General features: G+C 69.1%; 15 protein-coding genes and 1 pseudogene. 4 read left to right on the forward strand and 12 right to left on the reverse strand.

The features are described 5' to 3' along the window. Positions 1-494: 494 nt before the first annotated feature. The 4 genes from ACIBX3_RS23440 to ACIBX3_RS23455 form a co-directional block, all read right to left on the reverse strand. Positions 495-1307 (reverse strand): sigma-70 family RNA polymerase sigma factor, encoded by an 813-nt coding sequence (locus ACIBX3_RS23440; RefSeq protein ID WP_397120265.1) that lies wholly within the window; start codon positions 1305-1307, stop codon positions 495-497. After that, positions 1304-1633: an alpha/beta hydrolase fold domain-containing protein gene (locus ACIBX3_RS23445; protein WP_397120267.1), complete on the reverse strand. Its 330-nt coding sequence runs from the start codon at positions 1631-1633 to the stop codon at positions 1304-1306. Before ACIBX3_RS23445 ends, ACIBX3_RS23440 begins: the two co-directional genes overlap by 4 nt. Positions 1634-2459: 826 nt before the next feature. Beyond that, positions 2460-5279 (reverse strand): helix-turn-helix transcriptional regulator, encoded by a 2820-nt coding sequence (locus tag ACIBX3_RS23450; RefSeq protein WP_397120269.1) that lies wholly within the window; start codon positions 5277-5279, stop codon positions 2460-2462. Between the two features lie 664 nt (positions 5280-5943). Further along, positions 5944-6201 (reverse strand): helix-turn-helix domain-containing protein, encoded by a 258-nt coding sequence (locus tag ACIBX3_RS23455; protein ID WP_397120271.1) that lies wholly within the window; start codon positions 6199-6201, stop codon positions 5944-5946. Between the two features lie 223 nt (positions 6202-6424). Here ACIBX3_RS23455 and ACIBX3_RS23460 point away from each other — a divergent pair. Together ACIBX3_RS23460 and ACIBX3_RS23465 are read left to right on the forward strand one after the other, a co-directional pair. Continuing rightward, positions 6425-6562, forward strand: a pseudogene (locus ACIBX3_RS23460) (ferritin-like domain-containing protein); the annotation flags it as partial. Between the two features lie 88 nt (positions 6563-6650). Continuing rightward, a complete protein-coding gene (locus tag ACIBX3_RS23465) occupies positions 6651-6872 on the forward strand; it encodes a hypothetical protein (protein WP_397121037.1) in 222 nt (73 codons plus the stop codon). A gap of 274 nt (positions 6873-7146) precedes the next feature. Here ACIBX3_RS23465 and ACIBX3_RS23470 read toward each other — a convergent pair whose 3' ends face one another. The 3 genes from ACIBX3_RS23470 to ACIBX3_RS23480 all read right to left on the reverse strand — a co-directional run bounded on the left by ACIBX3_RS23470 (position 7147) and on the right by ACIBX3_RS23480 (position 10153). After that, complete coding sequence (locus ACIBX3_RS23470) at positions 7147-7761, reverse strand: MBL fold metallo-hydrolase (RefSeq protein ID WP_397120272.1); 615 nt, start codon at positions 7759-7761, stop codon at positions 7147-7149. Positions 7762-8074: 313 nt separating this feature from the next. Continuing rightward, complete coding sequence (locus ACIBX3_RS23475) at positions 8075-9565, reverse strand: MDR family MFS transporter (RefSeq protein WP_397120274.1); 1491 nt, start codon at positions 9563-9565, stop codon at positions 8075-8077. 6 nt (positions 9566-9571) lie between these two features. After that, positions 9572-10153: an NADPH-dependent FMN reductase gene (locus ACIBX3_RS23480; protein WP_397120276.1), complete on the reverse strand. Its 582-nt coding sequence runs from the start codon at positions 10151-10153 to the stop codon at positions 9572-9574. 114 nt (positions 10154-10267) lie between these two features. On the opposite strand from ACIBX3_RS23480, the gene ACIBX3_RS23485 reads away from it, so the two are divergent. Beyond that, the gene (locus ACIBX3_RS23485; protein WP_397120278.1) at positions 10268-10984 is read left to right on the forward strand and encodes a TetR/AcrR family transcriptional regulator C-terminal domain-containing protein; all 717 of its coding nucleotides are present in this window, start codon (positions 10268-10270) and stop codon (positions 10982-10984) included. 435 nt (positions 10985-11419) lie between these two features. Here the strand turns inward: ACIBX3_RS23485 and ACIBX3_RS23490 are convergent, their stop codons facing one another. The 5 genes from ACIBX3_RS23490 to ACIBX3_RS23510 all read right to left on the reverse strand — a co-directional run bounded on the left by ACIBX3_RS23490 (position 11420) and on the right by ACIBX3_RS23510 (position 15430). Then, positions 11420-12178: a GntR family transcriptional regulator gene (locus ACIBX3_RS23490; RefSeq protein WP_397120280.1), complete on the reverse strand. Its 759-nt coding sequence runs from the start codon at positions 12176-12178 to the stop codon at positions 11420-11422. A 38-nt stretch (positions 12179-12216) separates the two neighbouring features. After that, entirely contained in the window at positions 12217-13257 is a 1041-nt protein-coding gene (locus ACIBX3_RS23495) for a hypothetical protein (protein WP_397120282.1), read from the reverse strand. Positions 13258-13313: 56 nt separating this feature from the next. Beyond that, the gene (locus ACIBX3_RS23500; RefSeq protein ID WP_397120284.1) at positions 13314-14336 is read right to left on the reverse strand and encodes an N-acetylglucosamine kinase; all 1023 of its coding nucleotides are present in this window, start codon (positions 14334-14336) and stop codon (positions 13314-13316) included. Positions 14337-14409: 73 nt separating this feature from the next. Continuing rightward, a complete protein-coding gene (locus tag ACIBX3_RS23505; RefSeq protein ID WP_397120286.1) occupies positions 14410-14643 on the reverse strand; it encodes a hypothetical protein in 234 nt (77 codons plus the stop codon). 19 nt (positions 14644-14662) lie between these two features. After that, positions 14663-15430: a sugar isomerase domain-containing protein gene (locus ACIBX3_RS23510; protein WP_397120288.1), complete on the reverse strand. Its 768-nt coding sequence runs from the start codon at positions 15428-15430 to the stop codon at positions 14663-14665. A gap of 174 nt (positions 15431-15604) precedes the next feature. On the opposite strand from ACIBX3_RS23510, the gene ACIBX3_RS23515 reads away from it, so the two are divergent. After that, the gene (locus ACIBX3_RS23515) at positions 15605-16534 is read left to right on the forward strand and encodes a MurR/RpiR family transcriptional regulator (RefSeq protein ID WP_397120290.1); all 930 of its coding nucleotides are present in this window, start codon (positions 15605-15607) and stop codon (positions 16532-16534) included. The last annotated feature ends 64 nt before the right edge of the window (positions 16535-16598 follow it).

Raw genomic sequence — 16598 nt, forward strand, 5'->3', positions numbered from 1 at the left:
GATCCGCCGCCTGCTGGCTGTCCTCATCCTGACCCGCTGCTGCACCACCCGGCAGGTTCTGCACTGGTCACAATGGCGCCGCCGTCATCAAGCCGCCGCTCGACGCTGCCACTACCAGCGCAGATCCCAACCATGATCGCGAAATGTCACTGGAGTACTAGGCCGACGATCGTGCCCGTGTTGTATGTCGTCACTAGCGCTCGCCGTTTCGGGTTTCACGCGATTCATTCTCTGCCTGTTCGCAGTGGCCCTGATGGCGATCACCAGTTAGCCGCGGAGCCCGTCCAACCGGGCGGCAGTCGCCGTCGGCATGGGCGGCCACGACTGGGTGTTCCAGACGCTCAAGGCGGCCATCTGATGCCGAGGCGGGTCAGTTCGCCATGGATGCGCCGGTGGCCCCACCTCGGGTTCTTGAGCTGGATTCTCGAGGCGTTCGAGTACGCCTCTCATCGTTGCCAGTCAGCCCGATCGCGGACGGGCACCCGCGCGGCCGTTCATCTCGACCCACGCGATGCCGGCGCCCGGCCAGAAGCGCGGCGCGTACGCCGTGACGAACCGCGCCACTCCCGGTTGATGCCGATCAGCGTCAGCGGCGCCGCCCCGCTGATGCCGTTGCTGTCGGAGGAGCTGATGACGTCAGCGGCGAAAAGGTCTTCCAGAGCCGTCAGGTTCCCCTCCTGGGCGGCGTCGAGGAAGGCCGACAGGAGGCGTCGGTGCTCGTCGGTGTTGATCGACTTGCGCCGGGTGGTGTTCAAGTGCTTGCGGGCGCGGCTCACCAACTGGCGGACGTTGGCGGGGCTGAGCTGAATGATCTCGGCGATCTGCTCGTAGGGGTAGACAAAGGCCTCACGGAGGATATAGGCGGCACGCTGGGCCGGGGTGAGCTTCTCGACCAGCACCAGCAAAGCGAGTTCGAGCGCCTCGCCCCGCTCGGCTCCGACGGCGGGGTCGGTGCTGGTATCGATGGGCTCGGGAAGCCAGGGGCCGATGTAGGTCTCATGGCGGGCCCGGGCGGACAGCACGGCGTTGATGGACAGCCGCCTCGTGATCAGGGCCAGGAACGCCGCCGGATTGGCGATGGCCGAGCGTTCGGTGTTCTGCCAGCGCAGCCAGGTCTCCTGGACGATGTCCTCGGCTTCCGCCGAGCTGGCGAGCATCCGGTAGGCGATACCGAAGAGGCGCGGTCGCACTTCGACGAAGGTGACGGCGGCCTGGTCGAGGGAGCTCGTGTGATCTCGTCCTTCACGATGTATGCTCACTCGCGCCTCCGTGGGCGAGGACGACCACAGGGTGGCGGTGGTGCTCATGAGTTGTCCTTTCCGAGGTTCACGGCGTTGTCGAGAACCGCGATCGCCTGGGCGACGGCGGCGCGCACGGCATGGGTGGCGCCGGCGGGGTCGAGCATCATGAAGTCGTGGAGCGTGCCGTTGCAGCGGACGCTGGTGGTGGGGACGCATGCCTTGGTGAGGCGGCGGGTGCAGGCCTCGCCCTCGTCGCGGGGCACGTTGGTTTTGCCCACGACGATCGCGGGAGGCAGCCCGGCCAGGTCGTCCAGGGTGGCGCGCCACGGGGAGGCGATGATCTCGGCGCGCTGGGCGGGGTGGGTGGTGTAGGCGTCCCAGAACCAGGCCATCGCCGTGGCGGCCAGGTGGGGCCGCCGGCGAAGCTCGCGGCAGGCGGCGGCCGTCAGGAACCGGGCGGCGGCGTACGCCTGCTCGATCGCGACCGGATAGCGAGCCTTGGGCGAGCGGTCGTACTCACGAAGGCGACGGCGGTGTGCGCGCCGATGGCCAGGTCTTGGACGAGCCGGTCATGGGTGCCGGCGTCGCGATCTCGGCCGGCATCCTGATTCACTTCTCGTCGATGTCGGGCACGGTGACCCGGGGTGGCCTGGAGGTGATCCAAGACCTTTGCGGGCGTCCGCGGGCCCAGTTCGTATAGGAACGGGGGCTTGGACGTGGCGTCGGCGATCGCCTGCGCCGCCGGTTCGAGGACATGGCTCGACATGGCTGCTCATGGCGTCTTTCCTTCCTTCGGCGGTGGCCGGGGCGTCGGCCCGGCCGGACTCGTGGACCGGCGGCTGGCGGGACCGCTCTTTCTCCGCTCGACCCGCGGGTGAACTCCCGTCGCCGACACCACAAACTGTGGCCGGGAAGGTGCCGCAGTCGCATCAGTGAGATGCCTGGCTAGGGTCCCCAGGGAGGAACCGGTCCGCCCGGGAGTCACCGGCCGGCCGTGCCACTCGGGACGCGGACAGACTCCGCTTGCACCTGTCGAGCGACGAACCTCCGCGTGCGGAGGATGGCCGTGTCTCCAGCCCGCAGAGGCCCGGGCGGCGGCACTAGTTCCTGGAGCTCCAAAGGGGCCGCCGGTACCGCGTCGCCGCAATCCGTACCGGCGGCGCCTCAAGGAGGGCATGGAGAAGGGCATGCGCGGGCAGCGGCGCCGCGGCGAGCGGGTCAGACAGTGTCTTCGAGCTGGTGGCGTGAGGTGACGCCGAGTTTGGTGAAGACCTTCCGCAGGTGGTATTCGACGGTGCGGGGGCTGACGTACAGGCGTGCGGCGATCTCCTTGTTGGTCAGGCTGGCGCGGGCCAGCCTGGCGATCTGCGCCTCCTGCGGGGTCAGCTGTTCCGTGGTCTCGACGTTCCGCTTCCGGGCGGTCTCCCCGGTGGCCTGGAGCTCGCGTGCGGCACGGTCGGCGAAGGCCTTCATGCCGATCTCGGTGAACAGGTCGAAGGCGGTGCGGAGATTCTCGCGGGCCTCGATGCGGCGGCGTTCGCGGCGGAGCCATTCGCCGTAGAGCAGGTGGGCGCGGGCGAGGTCGACGCGCATTGGGGTGCGGCGGAGCCGGTCGATCGCCTCGCGGTAGAGGCGGTCGGCTTCCTCGCCTTCGGAGAGCAGCGCCCGGCAGCGGGCCTCGAGGCCGAGACCCCAGTCCGCGCCGCCCGCCCGGGTGGACCGGGAGAGCCGTTCCAGCGTACGGGAGGCCAGTTCGTGCCGGCCGGTACGCGCGGCGGCCTCGATGAGCTCGAGGGGCGCCCATTGGACTCCGCAGCCGCCCGGCGCCTGATGGTCCACGCCAGCCTGCAGAGCGGCTTCCAGAGCCTTTTCGTACTGGCCGAGCCCGTTGTAGAGGACGGACCGGACCCAATGGCTGATCTCCAGCGTCCTCCCCTCCCCGCGGACCGCTCCTTCTTTCGCGATGACCTCCGCGAGATGCTCGGTCTCCTCCTCATCTCCCCGCCACGCCGCGAGGCCGAGGTCGCCCCCCGTCTGCACCATCGCTCCGGAGGTGGTCCAGACGTCGGCCGCGACCGCGTTCGCCTTCGCCTCCTCGTTCAGGGTCTCGGCCTCCGCCAGGTCGCCCTCGAAAAGGAGCAGCATCGTGGAGATGCTGAGCACCAGGGGCAGCAGCGCGAGCGCGCCGGAGTCGCGGATCAGGCGGAGATAGCGCCCGGTCAGTTCGCGACTGGCCTCGTCCTCCCACACGCCCATGACGCAGAAGTTGACGAACCAGACCCACCGGAGCTGTTCGGCGGGGGCGGTCTCCTCGCTCATGATGGCGTCCACGGCACGCCGCAGGGCTGGTTCGGCCGTCAGGGTGTCCTGCGTGTAGGACAGGGAAAGGGCTTCGAGGACGAGATCCGTGACGCGGGGCGCGCCGGGCGCGGGGGGCGCCTCACGGGTGGCCGCCGCGACCTCGATGATGCCGTCCCAGCCAGGCAGGACGCCGATCGCCACGAGCAGTGCCTGCAGATAGGTGTCGCGGGACAGGTCGATGTCGAGTGGTTCGAGCTGTTTGGCGGCCTTGAGCAGGATCGCCGGAGCGGATGTGCCGCGGTTCGAGGTCAGGGCGATCTCGGCGCGCAGGGATTCGGCCTTGGCGCGGCGCAGTTCGTCCGGCGGCCCGGCCCCGGCCGTCGCCAGCAGCGCCAGTGCGGACTCGGGCGCGCCGGCCAGGTGCTTGGCCCGGGCGGCGTCGAGAGCGCGCTCGGCCCGGCGCCGCGGATCGGGAGTGAGCCGGACCGCCCGCTCCAGGAAGGCCGCGGCGGCCGCCAGACCACCACGGGCCATGGCGCGCCCGGCCGAGTGTTCGAGCTCGGCGGCGATGTCCTCGTCGGGGTGGGCGGCGCTGTGGGCGAGGTGCCAGGCCCGCCGGTCCGGGTCGCCGGCGGCGTCGGTCGCCTCCGCCAGCGCCCGGTGGGCCTGCCGGCGCTCTCTCGGAACGGCCGCGTTGTACACCGCGGAGCGGACGAGCGGATGCCGGAAACGCACCCGGTCGCTGAAGTCGATCAGTTCGTCGGCCTCGTCGACCGCCGTGGTGTCGAGGCCGAGCACGCCGGCGGCGCGCCACAGGAGAGCCGGATCGCCGAGGGGCTCGGCGGCCGCCAGCAGCAGCATCATCCGGCTGTCGGCCGGCAGGCCGTTCAGCCGACGCTGGAAGCCGTCCTCGAGGCGGCCCGACAGCGACTGCCCGGTCGTCGCCGCCACGAATCCGCCCACGGACGCGGCGCGGGGCAGTTCGAGCAGGGCGAGCGGGTTCCCGCGCGACTCGAACAGGATCCGCTCGCGCACCTCCTCGTCCAGCGGCCCCGGGGCGACCCGGCTGACGAGTGTCCGCGCATCGGCGTCGCGCAGTCCGCGGATCTCCATCGCGGGCAGGCCCGGCAGCACGTCGGTCTCGCCGGAATCACGGACGGCGAAGACACAGGCCACGCTTTCGGCCATGAGGCGGCGGGCCACGAAGGTGAGGACCTGCGCCGAGGCGTGGTCGAGCCACTGCGCGTCATCGATCACGCACACGAGTGGACGCTCGTCGGCGGCCTGGGCCAGGAGATTGAGCACGGCGAGGCTGATGAGGAACTGGTCGGGAGCAGGACCGGCGCGCATCCCGAACGCTGTCCCGAGCGCGTCATGCTGGGGTTCGGGCAGGGTGTCGAGGAGGTCCAGCATCGGCATGCATAGCTGGTGGACAGCCGCGAACGGCAGTTCCATCTCCGACTGGACTCCTGTCGCGGTTACGACCCGGCACCCGGAGGACTTCGCGACAAGGCGGTCCAGCAGCGCCGACTTGCCGACTCCGGCCTCGCCGCGCAACACCAGCACCCGGCTCTCGCCGCCGCGGACGTCCGTAAGCAGCCGGTCGAGCGTCTCGCACTCCGCCTCTCTGCCTACCAGCCACCTAGGCCGCAGGGCTCCGCTCGCCTCTGTCGCGGACCACCCACCCCCAATATCGGACTTTTCGGACATTTCCGCCATATCTTCCGAACCGCGCATCACCGGTGGTACCGGGACTGAACTGTCATCTAATGCAATATCTCATTAAGACGGCCTGATCAACGAACCGGCCAGAAGACCCTGAGTTGCTGCCGCAGTAAGTCCGCCATTCACTGCGACAGGCGCTCAAGGTGTCAGGGGCGATCCCATTGGGGCTGGTAGCCACAGCACGCATGGGAAGAGGCCGGCGCGTTCGTCGGTGATGCTGCCGAGGAGGGTGTGGAGTTCGTCAGGCGCTGGTCACCAACCAGGCTGAGCCATGCGAGAGCGGCGCCTACCCGGATCTCAAGGTGCGGCCAGAGCCGGCCATAGGTCCCGGGGCCAGGGGCTTTCCCATGTCCGGCGCCGCCTGGTTGAGCTCGGCGAGCGAGCCCGAGGAGGAACCGCGACGATGCGCTCGACCCGGACGTCGGTCGTGGCGCGCCGCCATGTGGTTCAACGCGCGGTCTTGCCGACGCCGTCAACCCCGCCGGCCTTCATCCACCTTGTCGCCGGGCCGGTACGCCCAGCGCACGCCGAGCGAGCGCAGCCGCCTGCGTACATGGGCCGCATTATGTGCGGTGCTCGGTACCCGTACAGGTCGAGTGCGGCGTCCAGAAGATCCCGCGGCGAGAGCATGGCCCGCATCCAGCAGGAGGTCGGGATCGTCGTCGACGATTCCGCGTCACGTCCCTGTACGACGGACGGTCCGGGAGGGCAGCGGTTCGATCAGGTCGTCCATCGCGCAGTCGAGGATGTCCAGCAACGCCATCAGCGTGCGGAGGCTCAGCCGCTCCGGCTTGCCGACCACGAGCCGGTACACCTGGCTCGGTGACAGGGCGACACCGCGAGCGGCCAGCAGGGGACGCAGTTCCGTGGTGGAGGACATGCCGCGCTCCGCCATGACCTCGCGAAGACGCCAGCCATAGTCCAGATCGGCCATTGCCCGTCAGTCCCTTCCTCTTCCGCCCACACGGACAGGTGCTTCAAGACCGGGTGCGAGCGCATGCGGGACAGGGTCCACCAGCCCGCCCCCCGTTCGCATCCGTGACGTCCCTAGCGTGACCGCCCGCCGCTGGTGGTGGGAACGCCGGCCGCGGCCCCGGCGGCTGTCCCACGGCGATCTGGAAGTGTCGCTGCTCCCGTTCGGCCGGGAGGCCCTGGAGATGTTCCTTCGCCTGGAAAACGGCAGCCATTTCCGGCACACCGCGGGGTCGCTGTTCGCGGTGGAGGATCTGGAGTCGGCGCTGGGGGCGCTGGAGGAGATCGTCGAACAGGGCGAGGGCACGGCCCGGGGCGAGGTCTGGGACGAGGACCGCGGCTGTCCGATCATGCCCGGGCAGCGCCATCCGTACCGCGCAGGAGGAATTCAACCGCACCTACTGCACCCTGTTGAACCAGCTGGAGCAGGCCTTCAACGGCGACCCGAAACTGCTCGGGGCCGCCGTCGGCACCATGTACAGGCTCAACGGTCAGGCCGACGCCCTGATGCTGATGACCGACGAGGACGGCACCACGGCCGGCCCCACCTTCGACTACGTGCCACCGGAGCAAGCGCGCAACTCTCTTCGTGAGTCCGGTGGTGTACGGCTGATGCCGGGCTGCTATGGGTGATCGTGCCGAATACGTGCGCACCTCCAGCACGGGCCGCATGTGCGTGCGTCTGAAGTCTCGCCAGTTCCTAGAAGCAGGGCAAAGTGGATCGGCGATCTTTCACATGGTCGTAAATCGCGCGCAACCACGGCTCGCGAGCCGCATGCAACCGCTCCAGCGTGCGGAGGCCCCGCATGATCGCCGCCCTCACCATGGCCGCGGTCAGGATCTCCCGAACGGAAACCATCGTCCGGACGGCGCGTCATTGTACGTCGGGGACAGTGCGGAAACCAGTCTAGAGATCGACTGAATCGCCCACCGGGATGCGGGCGTAGTCGGTCTCCTCCTCAAGCCACGCGTCGAAGTATTCCAGACCGACCTTGCTGAGCTGGATGTCGTGGATCGGGAACGCGCGGGCCGGCCGGATGCCTCGGACGAAGGTGATGGCCTCGCCGATCTTCACCCAGGGGCCGGCCGCCGGGACCAGCAGGGTGTCGACCTCGTCGGTGGGGACGAATAGGGAGTCTCCCGGATGGTAGAGGCCGTCCACGATGAACCCGAGGTTCGGGCAGCCGGGCAGTCCGTCGATGACCTCGGCGTGCACGCCGCCCACGGCCTTCACGGTGAAGCCGGCGGCGGTGAAGGTCTCGCCCGCGGCGACCGCGACCGCTCCCTCGCCGAGCTCGGCGGCCAGCGCCGCATGAGTGTGGACGGTCAGCGCGGGGTTGCTTGCCCGGGCGGCCTTGAGTGCCTCGACGTCGACGTGGTCGGGGTGCTCGTGGGAGACGAGCACGGCCGTGGCTCCGGGCAGCGCCGCCGCCGCGTCGGAGAAGGTGCCCGGATCGATCACCAGCACCCGATCGCCGTCCTGGACGCGCACACAGGCGTGCCCGAAATGCGTCAGTCTCACCGGATCACCCTATCGGCCAACCTCGGCGTCGACGCCAACACGATCATCGCCCGGCTGCCCCGGGTCGTCTCGTGCCTGCCCCGCAGCGGACAGATCCGGCAGGTCGACGATGTGCACGCTGCCGCTGGCCGTGTCGTCGTCGAGGGTCGGGCCGCGGCGATCATCTCCGCCGCGTACCGGTCCATGGAGGACCAGTGCTCTTTCAGCAACGTGCAGCGCAGCGCCGCGGTGCCGGGCCGATCCCGGTGGAAACAGAAGAATTGCATGTGGAGAGTCCTTATCATGGGTCGCGGCATAGGCCCCATCATCCGAGTCACAACGGGCGGGGGGCCGGTGCGCCGGCGTCGGTGTTGTCGGTGCGGCTGGTCCGTAGTGGGGTTTCGCGGATCAGCCAGGCGATGGCGAAGGCGATGATGGACAGTGCCGCGGCGCCGACGAGGATGACATGCAGGCCGCCGGTGACGGCCAGCCGGACCGCGTCCGCCACCTGGGCGGGCAGGGTCGGCAGCAGGGCGGGGGTGAGTTCGCCTTGTGTGGCCAGCCGGTCGGCCGTGGCCGGGCCCAGCTGGGCGGCCAGGTCGTCGCGTACCCGGGCCGCGTACAGGGTGCCCAGCAGGGCGATGCCGAGCGATCCGCCGATGGTGCGCAGCAGCGTGAGCGTGCCGCTGGCGGCGCCCATGTCACGCGGGTCGGCGCTGTTCATGGTGATCAGGGTGGTGCTCTGCATCACCAGGCCGATGCCCGCCCCGATGAGGAGGGTCAGGGCCGAGGCGAGGGTGGCGGGGGTGTGGCCGTCGAGCGGGAACAGCGCCAGCGCTCCCGCGATCATGAGGGCTCCGCCGAGGATGGGATGGACCCGGTAGCGGCCGTTGGCGCTGATGAGGCGGCCGCTGATCAGCTGGGCGCCGAGCATGCCGAACATCAGCGGGAGCAGCAGCATGCCGCTGGCCGTGGGGGAGGAGCCCTGGACGAGCTGCATGTACTGCGGCAGGTAGTTGGTCACGGTGAGCATCACCGCGCCGACCAGGAAGCTGAGGATCTGGGCGAGGGCGAAGTTGCGGTCGGCGAACAGCCGGGGCGGGATGATCGGCTCCGCCGTGCGACGTTCGACGGCCACGAACGCGGCCAGGGCGAGTACGCCGATCACCCCGAGCGCCCAGGCCCAGGAGGCGCCGCCCGCCAGCAGGGTCATGGCCACGATGGCGACGGTCAGCAGGGCCGCTCCGGTGCAGTCGATGCGAGGCCGGCCGCGTGCGGCGGGCGGCAGGTGGATGCGTCCGGCGATGAGCAGCAGGGCGATGGCGCCGACGGGCAGGTTGACGTAGAAGGTCCAGCGCCAGCTGAGGCGGTCGGTGAGCAGCCCGCCCAGCAGAGGCCCGCCGACGTAGGCGATGGGCATGATGGCGCCGATCATCGACTGCAGCCGGCCGCTGTCGCGGGGCGGGACCAGGACTCCGATGATGGCCAGCGCGCCGACCATGAGCCCGCCCGCGCCGAGCCCCTGTACGGCGCGGAAGGCGATGAGCTGAGTCATGGTCTGGGCCAGGCCGCACAGCGCCGACCCGGCCAGGAAGAGCGAGATGGAGGTGATGAAGGTGGCCTTGCGGCCGAGCAGGTCGCCGAGCTTGCCCCAGATCGGGGTGGTGGCTGCGGCGGCGAGCATGTACGCGGTCACTACTCCCGGCAGCTCGTCCAGGCCACCGAGGTCGCCGGCGATGGTGGGCAGCGCGGTGCCCACGATCAGGCCGTCGAGCATGGCCAGGAACATGCCGGTCACTAGCCCGAAGACACCCAGACGTGTCATGGCGCCTCAGATGGCGTAGGGGCGGGCGGTCCTGGCTTCGCGCAGCGCGTGCGCCCACCAGGCGAGCCGGTCCAGCATGACCTTGGCGGCGGCGTCGGCGGCTGGGTCGAGTGCCTTGCCGTCGCCGTCGAACTGCGCCCAGGGATGCTGCAGGCCGACGCTGTCGCGGAGGGTGACGGCGTGCAGCTCGGCCAGGACGAGCCGCAGTTGCTCGACCGCGCGCAACCCGGCGGAGAAGGCGCCGTAGGAGACGAAGGCGACGGGCTTGGCGTGCCATTCGGTGCCGTGCCAGTCGATGGCGTTCTTCAGCGCGGCCGGGAAGCTGTGGTTGTACTCGGGGGTCACGATGACGAAGGCGTCGGCCGCCGCCATCCGGGGTGACACGGCCGCCAGCAGGTCTCTGGCCTCCAGGGAGGCGGGCGGCTGCCCGAGCACCGGGAAGACGGTCGGCAGCGGGGTCTCGATCAGGTCGATCAGGTCGGCGGTCATGTCATCGCGCTGGTGCAGGTGGTCCATGATCCAGTTGGCCACGGCGGGGCCGAAGCGTCCGTCCCGGGTGCTGCCGAGAATGACAGCGATCTTGAGCATTGAAACTCCTTGAGTGTGTACAACGTACATTTCGCGAGACAACGTACACACGTCTGTGTACGTTGTCTACTGCTGATACGTTGTATCGAAGTGCGAGGAGAGAGGACCGGCGGCATGGCCACCGACAAGAGCGCATCGCTATGGGAGCGGCTGGAGCGGCCCGCGCCGGCTCCCCGGCAGGTCCTGTCGCCGCAGCGCATCGCCGCGGCCGCGGTCGCGATCGCCGACGCCGAAGGTCTGGAGGCCATCACCATGCGCCGCCTGGCCGCCGAGCTGAGCGTCGCCCCCATGGCGCCCTACCGCTACGTGTCCAGCAAGGACGACCTGCTGGAGCTCATGGTCGACCATGTCTACGCCGACCTGCGCCTGCCCGGCGGCCTCGGCTGGCGGGAGAGCCTGCGCGCACTCGCCGTACGCACGCGCGAGCTGATGCTGGACCATCGATGGCTGGCCCAGCTCCCGCCACAAGCCAAGCTCGCCCTCACGCCCAGCCGGATGGCCGTGGCCGAGAAGGCCCTGGCGGCGCTCGACGGCCTCGGCCTGGAGGCCGACACGATGATGAGCGTCTTCCGCGGCGTGGACGCCTACGTGCACGGCGCCATGAGCTACGAGAGCGCCGTCAGCGCCTTCATGAGCGAGCAGAGCCTGACCAGCGGCGACGAACTACGCAGCGAGCTCGCCCCGCTCATGACCTGGCACATGCAGACCGGCCGCTATCCCACCTACCAGCACTACCTGCGCACCGCGACGCGCAAAGACGACACCCGATGGCAGTTCGACCTCGGCCTCGACTGCCTCCTCGACGGCATCGCCACCCGCCTGAACATCTGAGGAAGCCCGCATCTGCATGGACGGGCAGGCGATCGCGATCACTGCCGGACGACCTTTCGGTTCTGCTCGGAATCCGGTCGCCGCCGCCTACATCCCGCTCGGCCTGACGATGTACGGCGCGGGCGGGTGGATCGTCAAGCCACGGTCACCTCGATCAGGGCTAACTCATGGGTGAGAGATCGTGGATTGATCACATCCCACCAATCTCAAGATCCGCCCGCGCAGCGACACCCCCGACCAGGACAACACGCCGTTCATGCGGTCGCCGGCCCGCGGGCTGCGCAGCCGCACCCTGTTCTCCGTACAGCTCTGGAGGACCCGGCCCAGGAATCCTATGCCCGAAACTGGCACGCCCTGGGCGACCTGCACCGGGTGACCAGCGACGTGGGCACGGAGCCTGCCGCTGGGTGCAGCTCGGCGGCGCATGGCATTCCATCAGGTGCCGACTTCGAAGACGACGTCGTAGAAGTCGCCGCGGTAGATGGAGCGTCCCCATTCGACCACGGTGCCGAGCCGGTCCCAGGCCCGCCTGTCCACCAGGAAGGAGGGCAGGGCCGGCGCGGCGCCGAGCAGGCTCGCCTCCTCCTCGCCCAGGGCGATGGCGGAGACCTTGTGCACGGCGCGCTCGACTTGAACGTTCCAGCGCTCGCTCAGCGTGGCGTACAACGACATGTCATCGCCGAGCACGCGCGTCAGGCCGGGGAAGCGCCGCGCGGACAGGTAGGTGTGCTCGATGGCGATCGGCGTGCCGTCCGCCGAACGAAGCCTGCGCAGCTCGATGACGCGTCCTCCCGCGTCGATGGCGAGCCGCTCGGCGATCGCGGCGCCGGCCCTGTGGGTGCGCGCCGACAGGATGTGGGCCGCCGGCCTCTTCCCCTGGGCCCGCATCTCCTCGCTGAAGGAGGCCATGGTGGTCCCCTGTTGTAGCTTCGGCTCGGCGACGAACGTGCCCGACCCGCTGGAGCGCCGGATCAGCCCCAGCATGACGAGTTCCTGGACCTTCTGCCTGACCGTTCCCCGGGCCACGTGATAGCGCTCGGCGATCGACCGTTCGGACGGCAGCAGTGTGCCCGGCGGCAGGGCGCGCACCATGAGCTCCAGGATCTCCCTGATCTGGTCACCCTTGCTTCGGTCCGCATCGAGCGACTCCGGCAACGCGAGATCGTGGAAGCTGTCGTGAGCCGTGCGCGCCATGGCCTGACTCTAGCCCCAGCGGGTCAGGTCCCGGCCGGTCAGCGGAAGTCGGTGATGCGGAGCACCGCCATCATGTCCGCCCCCCGCGAACCGGTCGAGAAGGAGGCCTCGGCGCCGACCCACCCCCGGAAGGCACCCTTGTCATCGATGATCTGCATGAGCGGTTTGACGTGGGAGTTGCCGGTGTAGCAGAACTCGCCGCGCTCCATCGCGAGGCAGGTGCACCAGTGCCACAACGTGTCGCGGCGGTCGGAGTTGGAGATCTTCGTAAGGTAGTACTGGATGGAGCTCACATTGGAGCGCGTTCCGCCGCCGTACTTGGGGCAGCCGCCGGACTTCTGGCATGCGCCCCGGGAGGACGGCTGCAGGTAGGTCAGGCACGAGGTGGTGGTGGCGCAGGTCCGGAAGGCCGCATGGCCGAACGGCTGGTTGCTGGAGGCGACGAGTTTGCCGTTCGCCCAGCTCGTCAGATCCTGCCTGAGTGAGCCGGGGAACGCCTTCACCGAACTCATCGCGCGCCGGGTGCCGAGCGTGGCGTTGCTGCCGTAGCCGTACCCGTGGGTGGCCAGCGTGCTGCGCTTGAGGTCCAGACGGGCCAGCCTCCCGTCGGGGGAGGGCCGTACGTACCACTGCTCCGTCCACGTCTGGGCGATCTTCCACCGGATGCTCACCACGTTCCCGGACACGGTGTAGGTCCCGGTGCGGCTCTCGTCGGGAGCGCCGGTGAAGCCTCCGGCGGTGAGCACCTCGCAGGTACGGGGGCGCGATTGGGAACCGCCTGCCTTGGTGGTGCAGCCCGAGTCGGGGGTCATGCCGGTGCGCTGCCTGGCCTCGGGATGACGTTGCCACCACAGGTACAGGGCCGCGGTGACCGTGCCGTTGGGGGAGAAGCGGTAGCTGCCCAGGCGTACCCAGTTCTGTTTGGAGGCGGCCTTGAGATGACCTTGCGAGACGACGTAGGTGGCCTTGCCGCCCGGTAGGGCGGCGGCCGAGGCGTCAGCCGGCCGGGAAGGTGCGACGGCGAGGGCGAGAAGGAGGAAGAGGACTGCTGCTGCCCCGATGGAGGGGACGGTACGCATAGAGACTCCGATGGCTTACGGGCTTCGCCGGTTGTCCACGGGTCACCGTATCCGGTCTATACCAGATATGTCTCAGAAACCGACGTCCGCGCTGAACGCCGAGGTAGGAGCCTCCTGTGAAGAGTGCGGGACGCGAGAGCCGCCCCCTCGGGCAGCTGCCTGACGGCGAGCCAAGCCGCTGCCGCGGCGCCCTCTCCGGCTGTGCGGATCTTCGCGTGCGGCCATGTCTTCCCGAGCGAGGCCCGCATGGCGCGGGACAGCGGGTTGGATGTCGTCAGCATGCTGCCGCCGACCACGATGGGACTGGTGGCGCCGGGCTGCCGGATGATGTTCACCGATGCGGAAAGGTGTTCGGCCGCCAGGTTGCACATGAGCGTGGCTTCCGGGTCACCGCTTTCCGCGGCTGACAGGACGAGGGGTGCGAGCCTGGCCAGTTCGGCGGGTGGTATCCGGTGTGCGGCTTCGATGGTGGCGTTGGTCAAGCTCTGGTCGTCGGCTCGGCGGTCCGCGTACGGCACGCCGAGGTCGCGCAGCACCTGCCGGTTGAGCTCGGACAGCGCGCCGTGACGGTCGATCGTGGTGAGGACGGCTCGTACGGCTTCCCGGCCGATCCAGAATCCGGAGCCGTGGTCGCCGAGCAGCCAGCCGTGCCCGTCGGCGCGTCGCACGAGGGTCCGGTCCCGGATGGCTGCCGCGGCCGCGCCCGTGCCGGAGACGACGACGGTGCCGTCGGCGGCGTCGGTGCCCGACACGTAGGCAAGAGTGACGTCGCTGACCATGGTGGGTGTGCACAGCAGCCCGGCCTGCCGCCATCCGGCCCGCAGCCTTCGGGCGATCTCGGGATCACGTGTCGCGACGTCGCCGCCGGCGAACCCGAAGACGGCCGCTCGGACGTCGGCCGGGTCGACGGTGGCGAGTGCGGCACGCAGGGCGTCGCGGATGGCGGTGATGCCGGCCGAGCCGCGTGAGACCGGGTTGCCGCCGCCTGCCCGGCCGGTGCCGTGCACGCGTCCGTTCAGATCGGCTACGATCACGCGGCTCGAGGTGCCGCCGATGTCCATGCCGAGCAGCAGAGTCATTTGACGGCCCCTGTGGTGAGTCCGGTCTGGATCTGCCGCTGGAACACCGCGATCATCGGCAGGATGGTCACGCTCAGCGCGTGGCGTACTCGTCGCCGAACCCGCCGTCGAAGATGACGATCTCGACCGGCTTGTCCAGCGCGGCACCCAGCGGGTTCGCCTCGGTGATCTCGCCCTGCGCTGCCGGCTCAGACGGAGCGGGATCGGGCGAGGCGCATGAAGCGAGAACGGGTAATGCGGCACTGCCGGTGAGCGCGGCGGCACGTAGCAGGTCACGGCGCTTCAGATCTGCTCTGGTCAGGGACATCATGTGCTCCTGGTCGCTGTCATACACACCGTCGAAGCCGTCCGGCGTAGCGCGCTTCGAGTCTCTGGTTGTGGTCGTCGCCGCCGGTGACGTTGGCCGACAGGTAAACGGGAGCCTGTTCACCCGCCTCCTCCAGGCGCCGTACGACCTCCGCCACGACCATTTGCGCGAGCAGGGCGGCACTGATGGACGAGATCGCGCAGACCTTGCCGCCACCCGAAGGCAGCGGCAACAACGCGTCGCCGTGCGGTGCGCCGTTGTCCAGCACGACATCAGCGAAGTCGATCAGCCGCAGACCGGACGGATGGCGGGAGGCGGACTGTGCGGTGTGCTTGCTCGAGGTGACCGCGACCAGTTTGTGCCCGTGCCGCGTCACCAGTTGGGCCATCTCCACGACACATCCGTTCACACCGGAATTGGACGCGATGACGAAGACGTCCTCCGGACGCGGAGCGGCCAGATCGTAGAGTCGATGCGCGATAGCCGGATCCCGCTCCAGGAAGGGATCGAACAGCACATCGCGCGAAGCGTCACCAAGGGTCACGACATCCCGTATCGCGATCTTGTTGGTCGGCACCAGTCCACCGGCCCGGCCGGCGATCTCCATGGCGAGGCACTCTGAATGACCGGTCCCGAAGGCCTGGACCACACCACCTGCGCGGATCGACTTCGCGATGAGATCGGCCGCGGTCTGAACCGTGTGTTCCTGTGAGGCAGCCACCTGGTCCAAGACGGCTCTGGCGGCCGAGAGGAACGCAGCAGCACTAGGACGATTCTGATCGGACACAGGCTGCCCCTTGTTGACGATAATTTTTCGCTGTGCAACGCGGCCACTTTGGAGGCGGATGACCCCGTTGTCAAGGGTATTTGCTGCAACGGGGCCCGACGGGAAGCCGTATGTATGGCATTGACAAGGATCTATGACGAAGAATAATTTGTCTCACGAATTGAGGAGTTGAGCATGTCGACCCACCAGCCGCCAGGCGGCATCATCGAGCGCATCCGCGGGCTGCTGCCCACGATGCCGGACGCTCAACGGTCGCTGGCAGAGCTCGTGCTCGGCGATCCCGCGGCTGTGGCCCGGATGACCATCGTGGAACTTGCCGAGCGGTGCGGGGTGTCCACGGGCACCATCACCAGGTTTTGCCGGACATTGGAGATGAACGGGTACGCCGCGCTGCGGATCGCGCTCGCCTCCGACAGCGGGTGGGCCGGCCGCGGCACGTGGGCAGCGCACATCGGCACGGACGTGACCGAAGGCGACGACATCGGTCAGGTCGCCAGCGTCATCTCCGCCAACATCGGGCGCGTCGTCGCCGAGGCGATCGCCAGCCTGGATCTGGCCGCAGTGGATCGCGCGGCGAGTTGGCTGGCCACGGCCCGCCGGGTGATGGTGTACGGGCTCGTCGGCAGCGAAACGACGGCTTCAGAGTTCCAGAAACTGCTGTACCAGATGGGTGTGCCCGCATGGGCCCACACCGACCTGCACGGGGCGCTGGCCGGCGCCGCCTTGATGGGGCGCGGGGACGTGCTGGTCGCCATCTCCCACAGCGGACGAACACGCGAGGTCTGCGATCTCATCACCGAAGCTCGCTCGCATGGCGCCAGAACCATTGCCATCACGAACGACTCGGCCTCCCCCGCGGCCGATCGAGCCGAACTCGTGCTGGCGACGATGGCACACGACATGGGTTTCAGTCCCGGGAACATCCTCGCCCGCCACGCTCAACTGGCGGTGGTGGACGTGCTGTACATCGCCATCGCCCAGCGGACATTCGAACAGACCAAGGAAGCGATAGCCGTCACGACGGAAGCCGTCCGGCCATACAAGATCGACGACGTCGCGGGCACGGTCGACAGTGTTGACGTCGGACACGCGCAGCCGGACTGACAGTCGCAAAGGCGCGTGCGACGACATGCCGAGGAAGATTCGACTTTCCACAGGGGAGCATCGG

Origin of the sequence: Nonomuraea sp. NPDC049480, assembly GCF_044465905.1 — a bacterium.
Taxonomy (GTDB): domain Bacteria; phylum Actinomycetota; class Actinomycetes; order Streptosporangiales; family Streptosporangiaceae; genus Nonomuraea.

Excerpts from the sequence above, each read along its gene's own strand:
- ACIBX3_RS23455 (WP_397120271.1), bottom strand. The coding sequence starts at position 6,201 with ATGGCCGATCTGGACTATGGCTGGCGTCTTCGCGAGGTCATGGCGGAG.
- ACIBX3_RS23515 (WP_397120290.1), top strand. The coding sequence starts at position 15,605 with ATGTCGACCCACCAGCCGCCAGGCGGCATCATCGAGCGCATCCGCGGG.
- ACIBX3_RS23450 (WP_397120269.1), bottom strand. The coding sequence starts at position 5,279 with ATGCGCGGTTCGGAAGATATGGCGGAAATGTCCGAAAAGTCCGATATT.
- ACIBX3_RS23500 (WP_397120284.1), bottom strand. The coding sequence starts at position 14,336 with ATGACTCTGCTGCTCGGCATGGACATCGGCGGCACCTCGAGCCGCGTG.
- ACIBX3_RS23445 (WP_397120267.1), bottom strand. The coding sequence starts at position 1,633 with ATGGCCTGGTTCTGGGACGCCTACACCACCCACCCCGCCCAGCGCGCC.
- ACIBX3_RS23475 (WP_397120274.1), bottom strand. The coding sequence starts at position 9,565 with ATGACACGTCTGGGTGTCTTCGGGCTAGTGACCGGCATGTTCCTGGCC.
- ACIBX3_RS23505 (WP_397120286.1), bottom strand. The coding sequence starts at position 14,643 with ATGTCCCTGACCAGAGCAGATCTGAAGCGCCGTGACCTGCTACGTGCC.
- ACIBX3_RS23495 (WP_397120282.1), bottom strand. The coding sequence starts at position 13,257 with ATGCGTACCGTCCCCTCCATCGGGGCAGCAGCAGTCCTCTTCCTCCTT.
- ACIBX3_RS23485 (WP_397120278.1), top strand. The coding sequence starts at position 10,268 with ATGGCCACCGACAAGAGCGCATCGCTATGGGAGCGGCTGGAGCGGCCC.
- ACIBX3_RS23490 (WP_397120280.1), bottom strand. The coding sequence starts at position 12,178 with ATGGCGCGCACGGCTCACGACAGCTTCCACGATCTCGCGTTGCCGGAG.
- ACIBX3_RS23440 (WP_397120265.1), bottom strand. The coding sequence starts at position 1,307 with ATGAGCACCACCGCCACCCTGTGGTCGTCCTCGCCCACGGAGGCGCGA.
- ACIBX3_RS23480 (WP_397120276.1), bottom strand. The coding sequence starts at position 10,153 with ATGCTCAAGATCGCTGTCATTCTCGGCAGCACCCGGGACGGACGCTTC.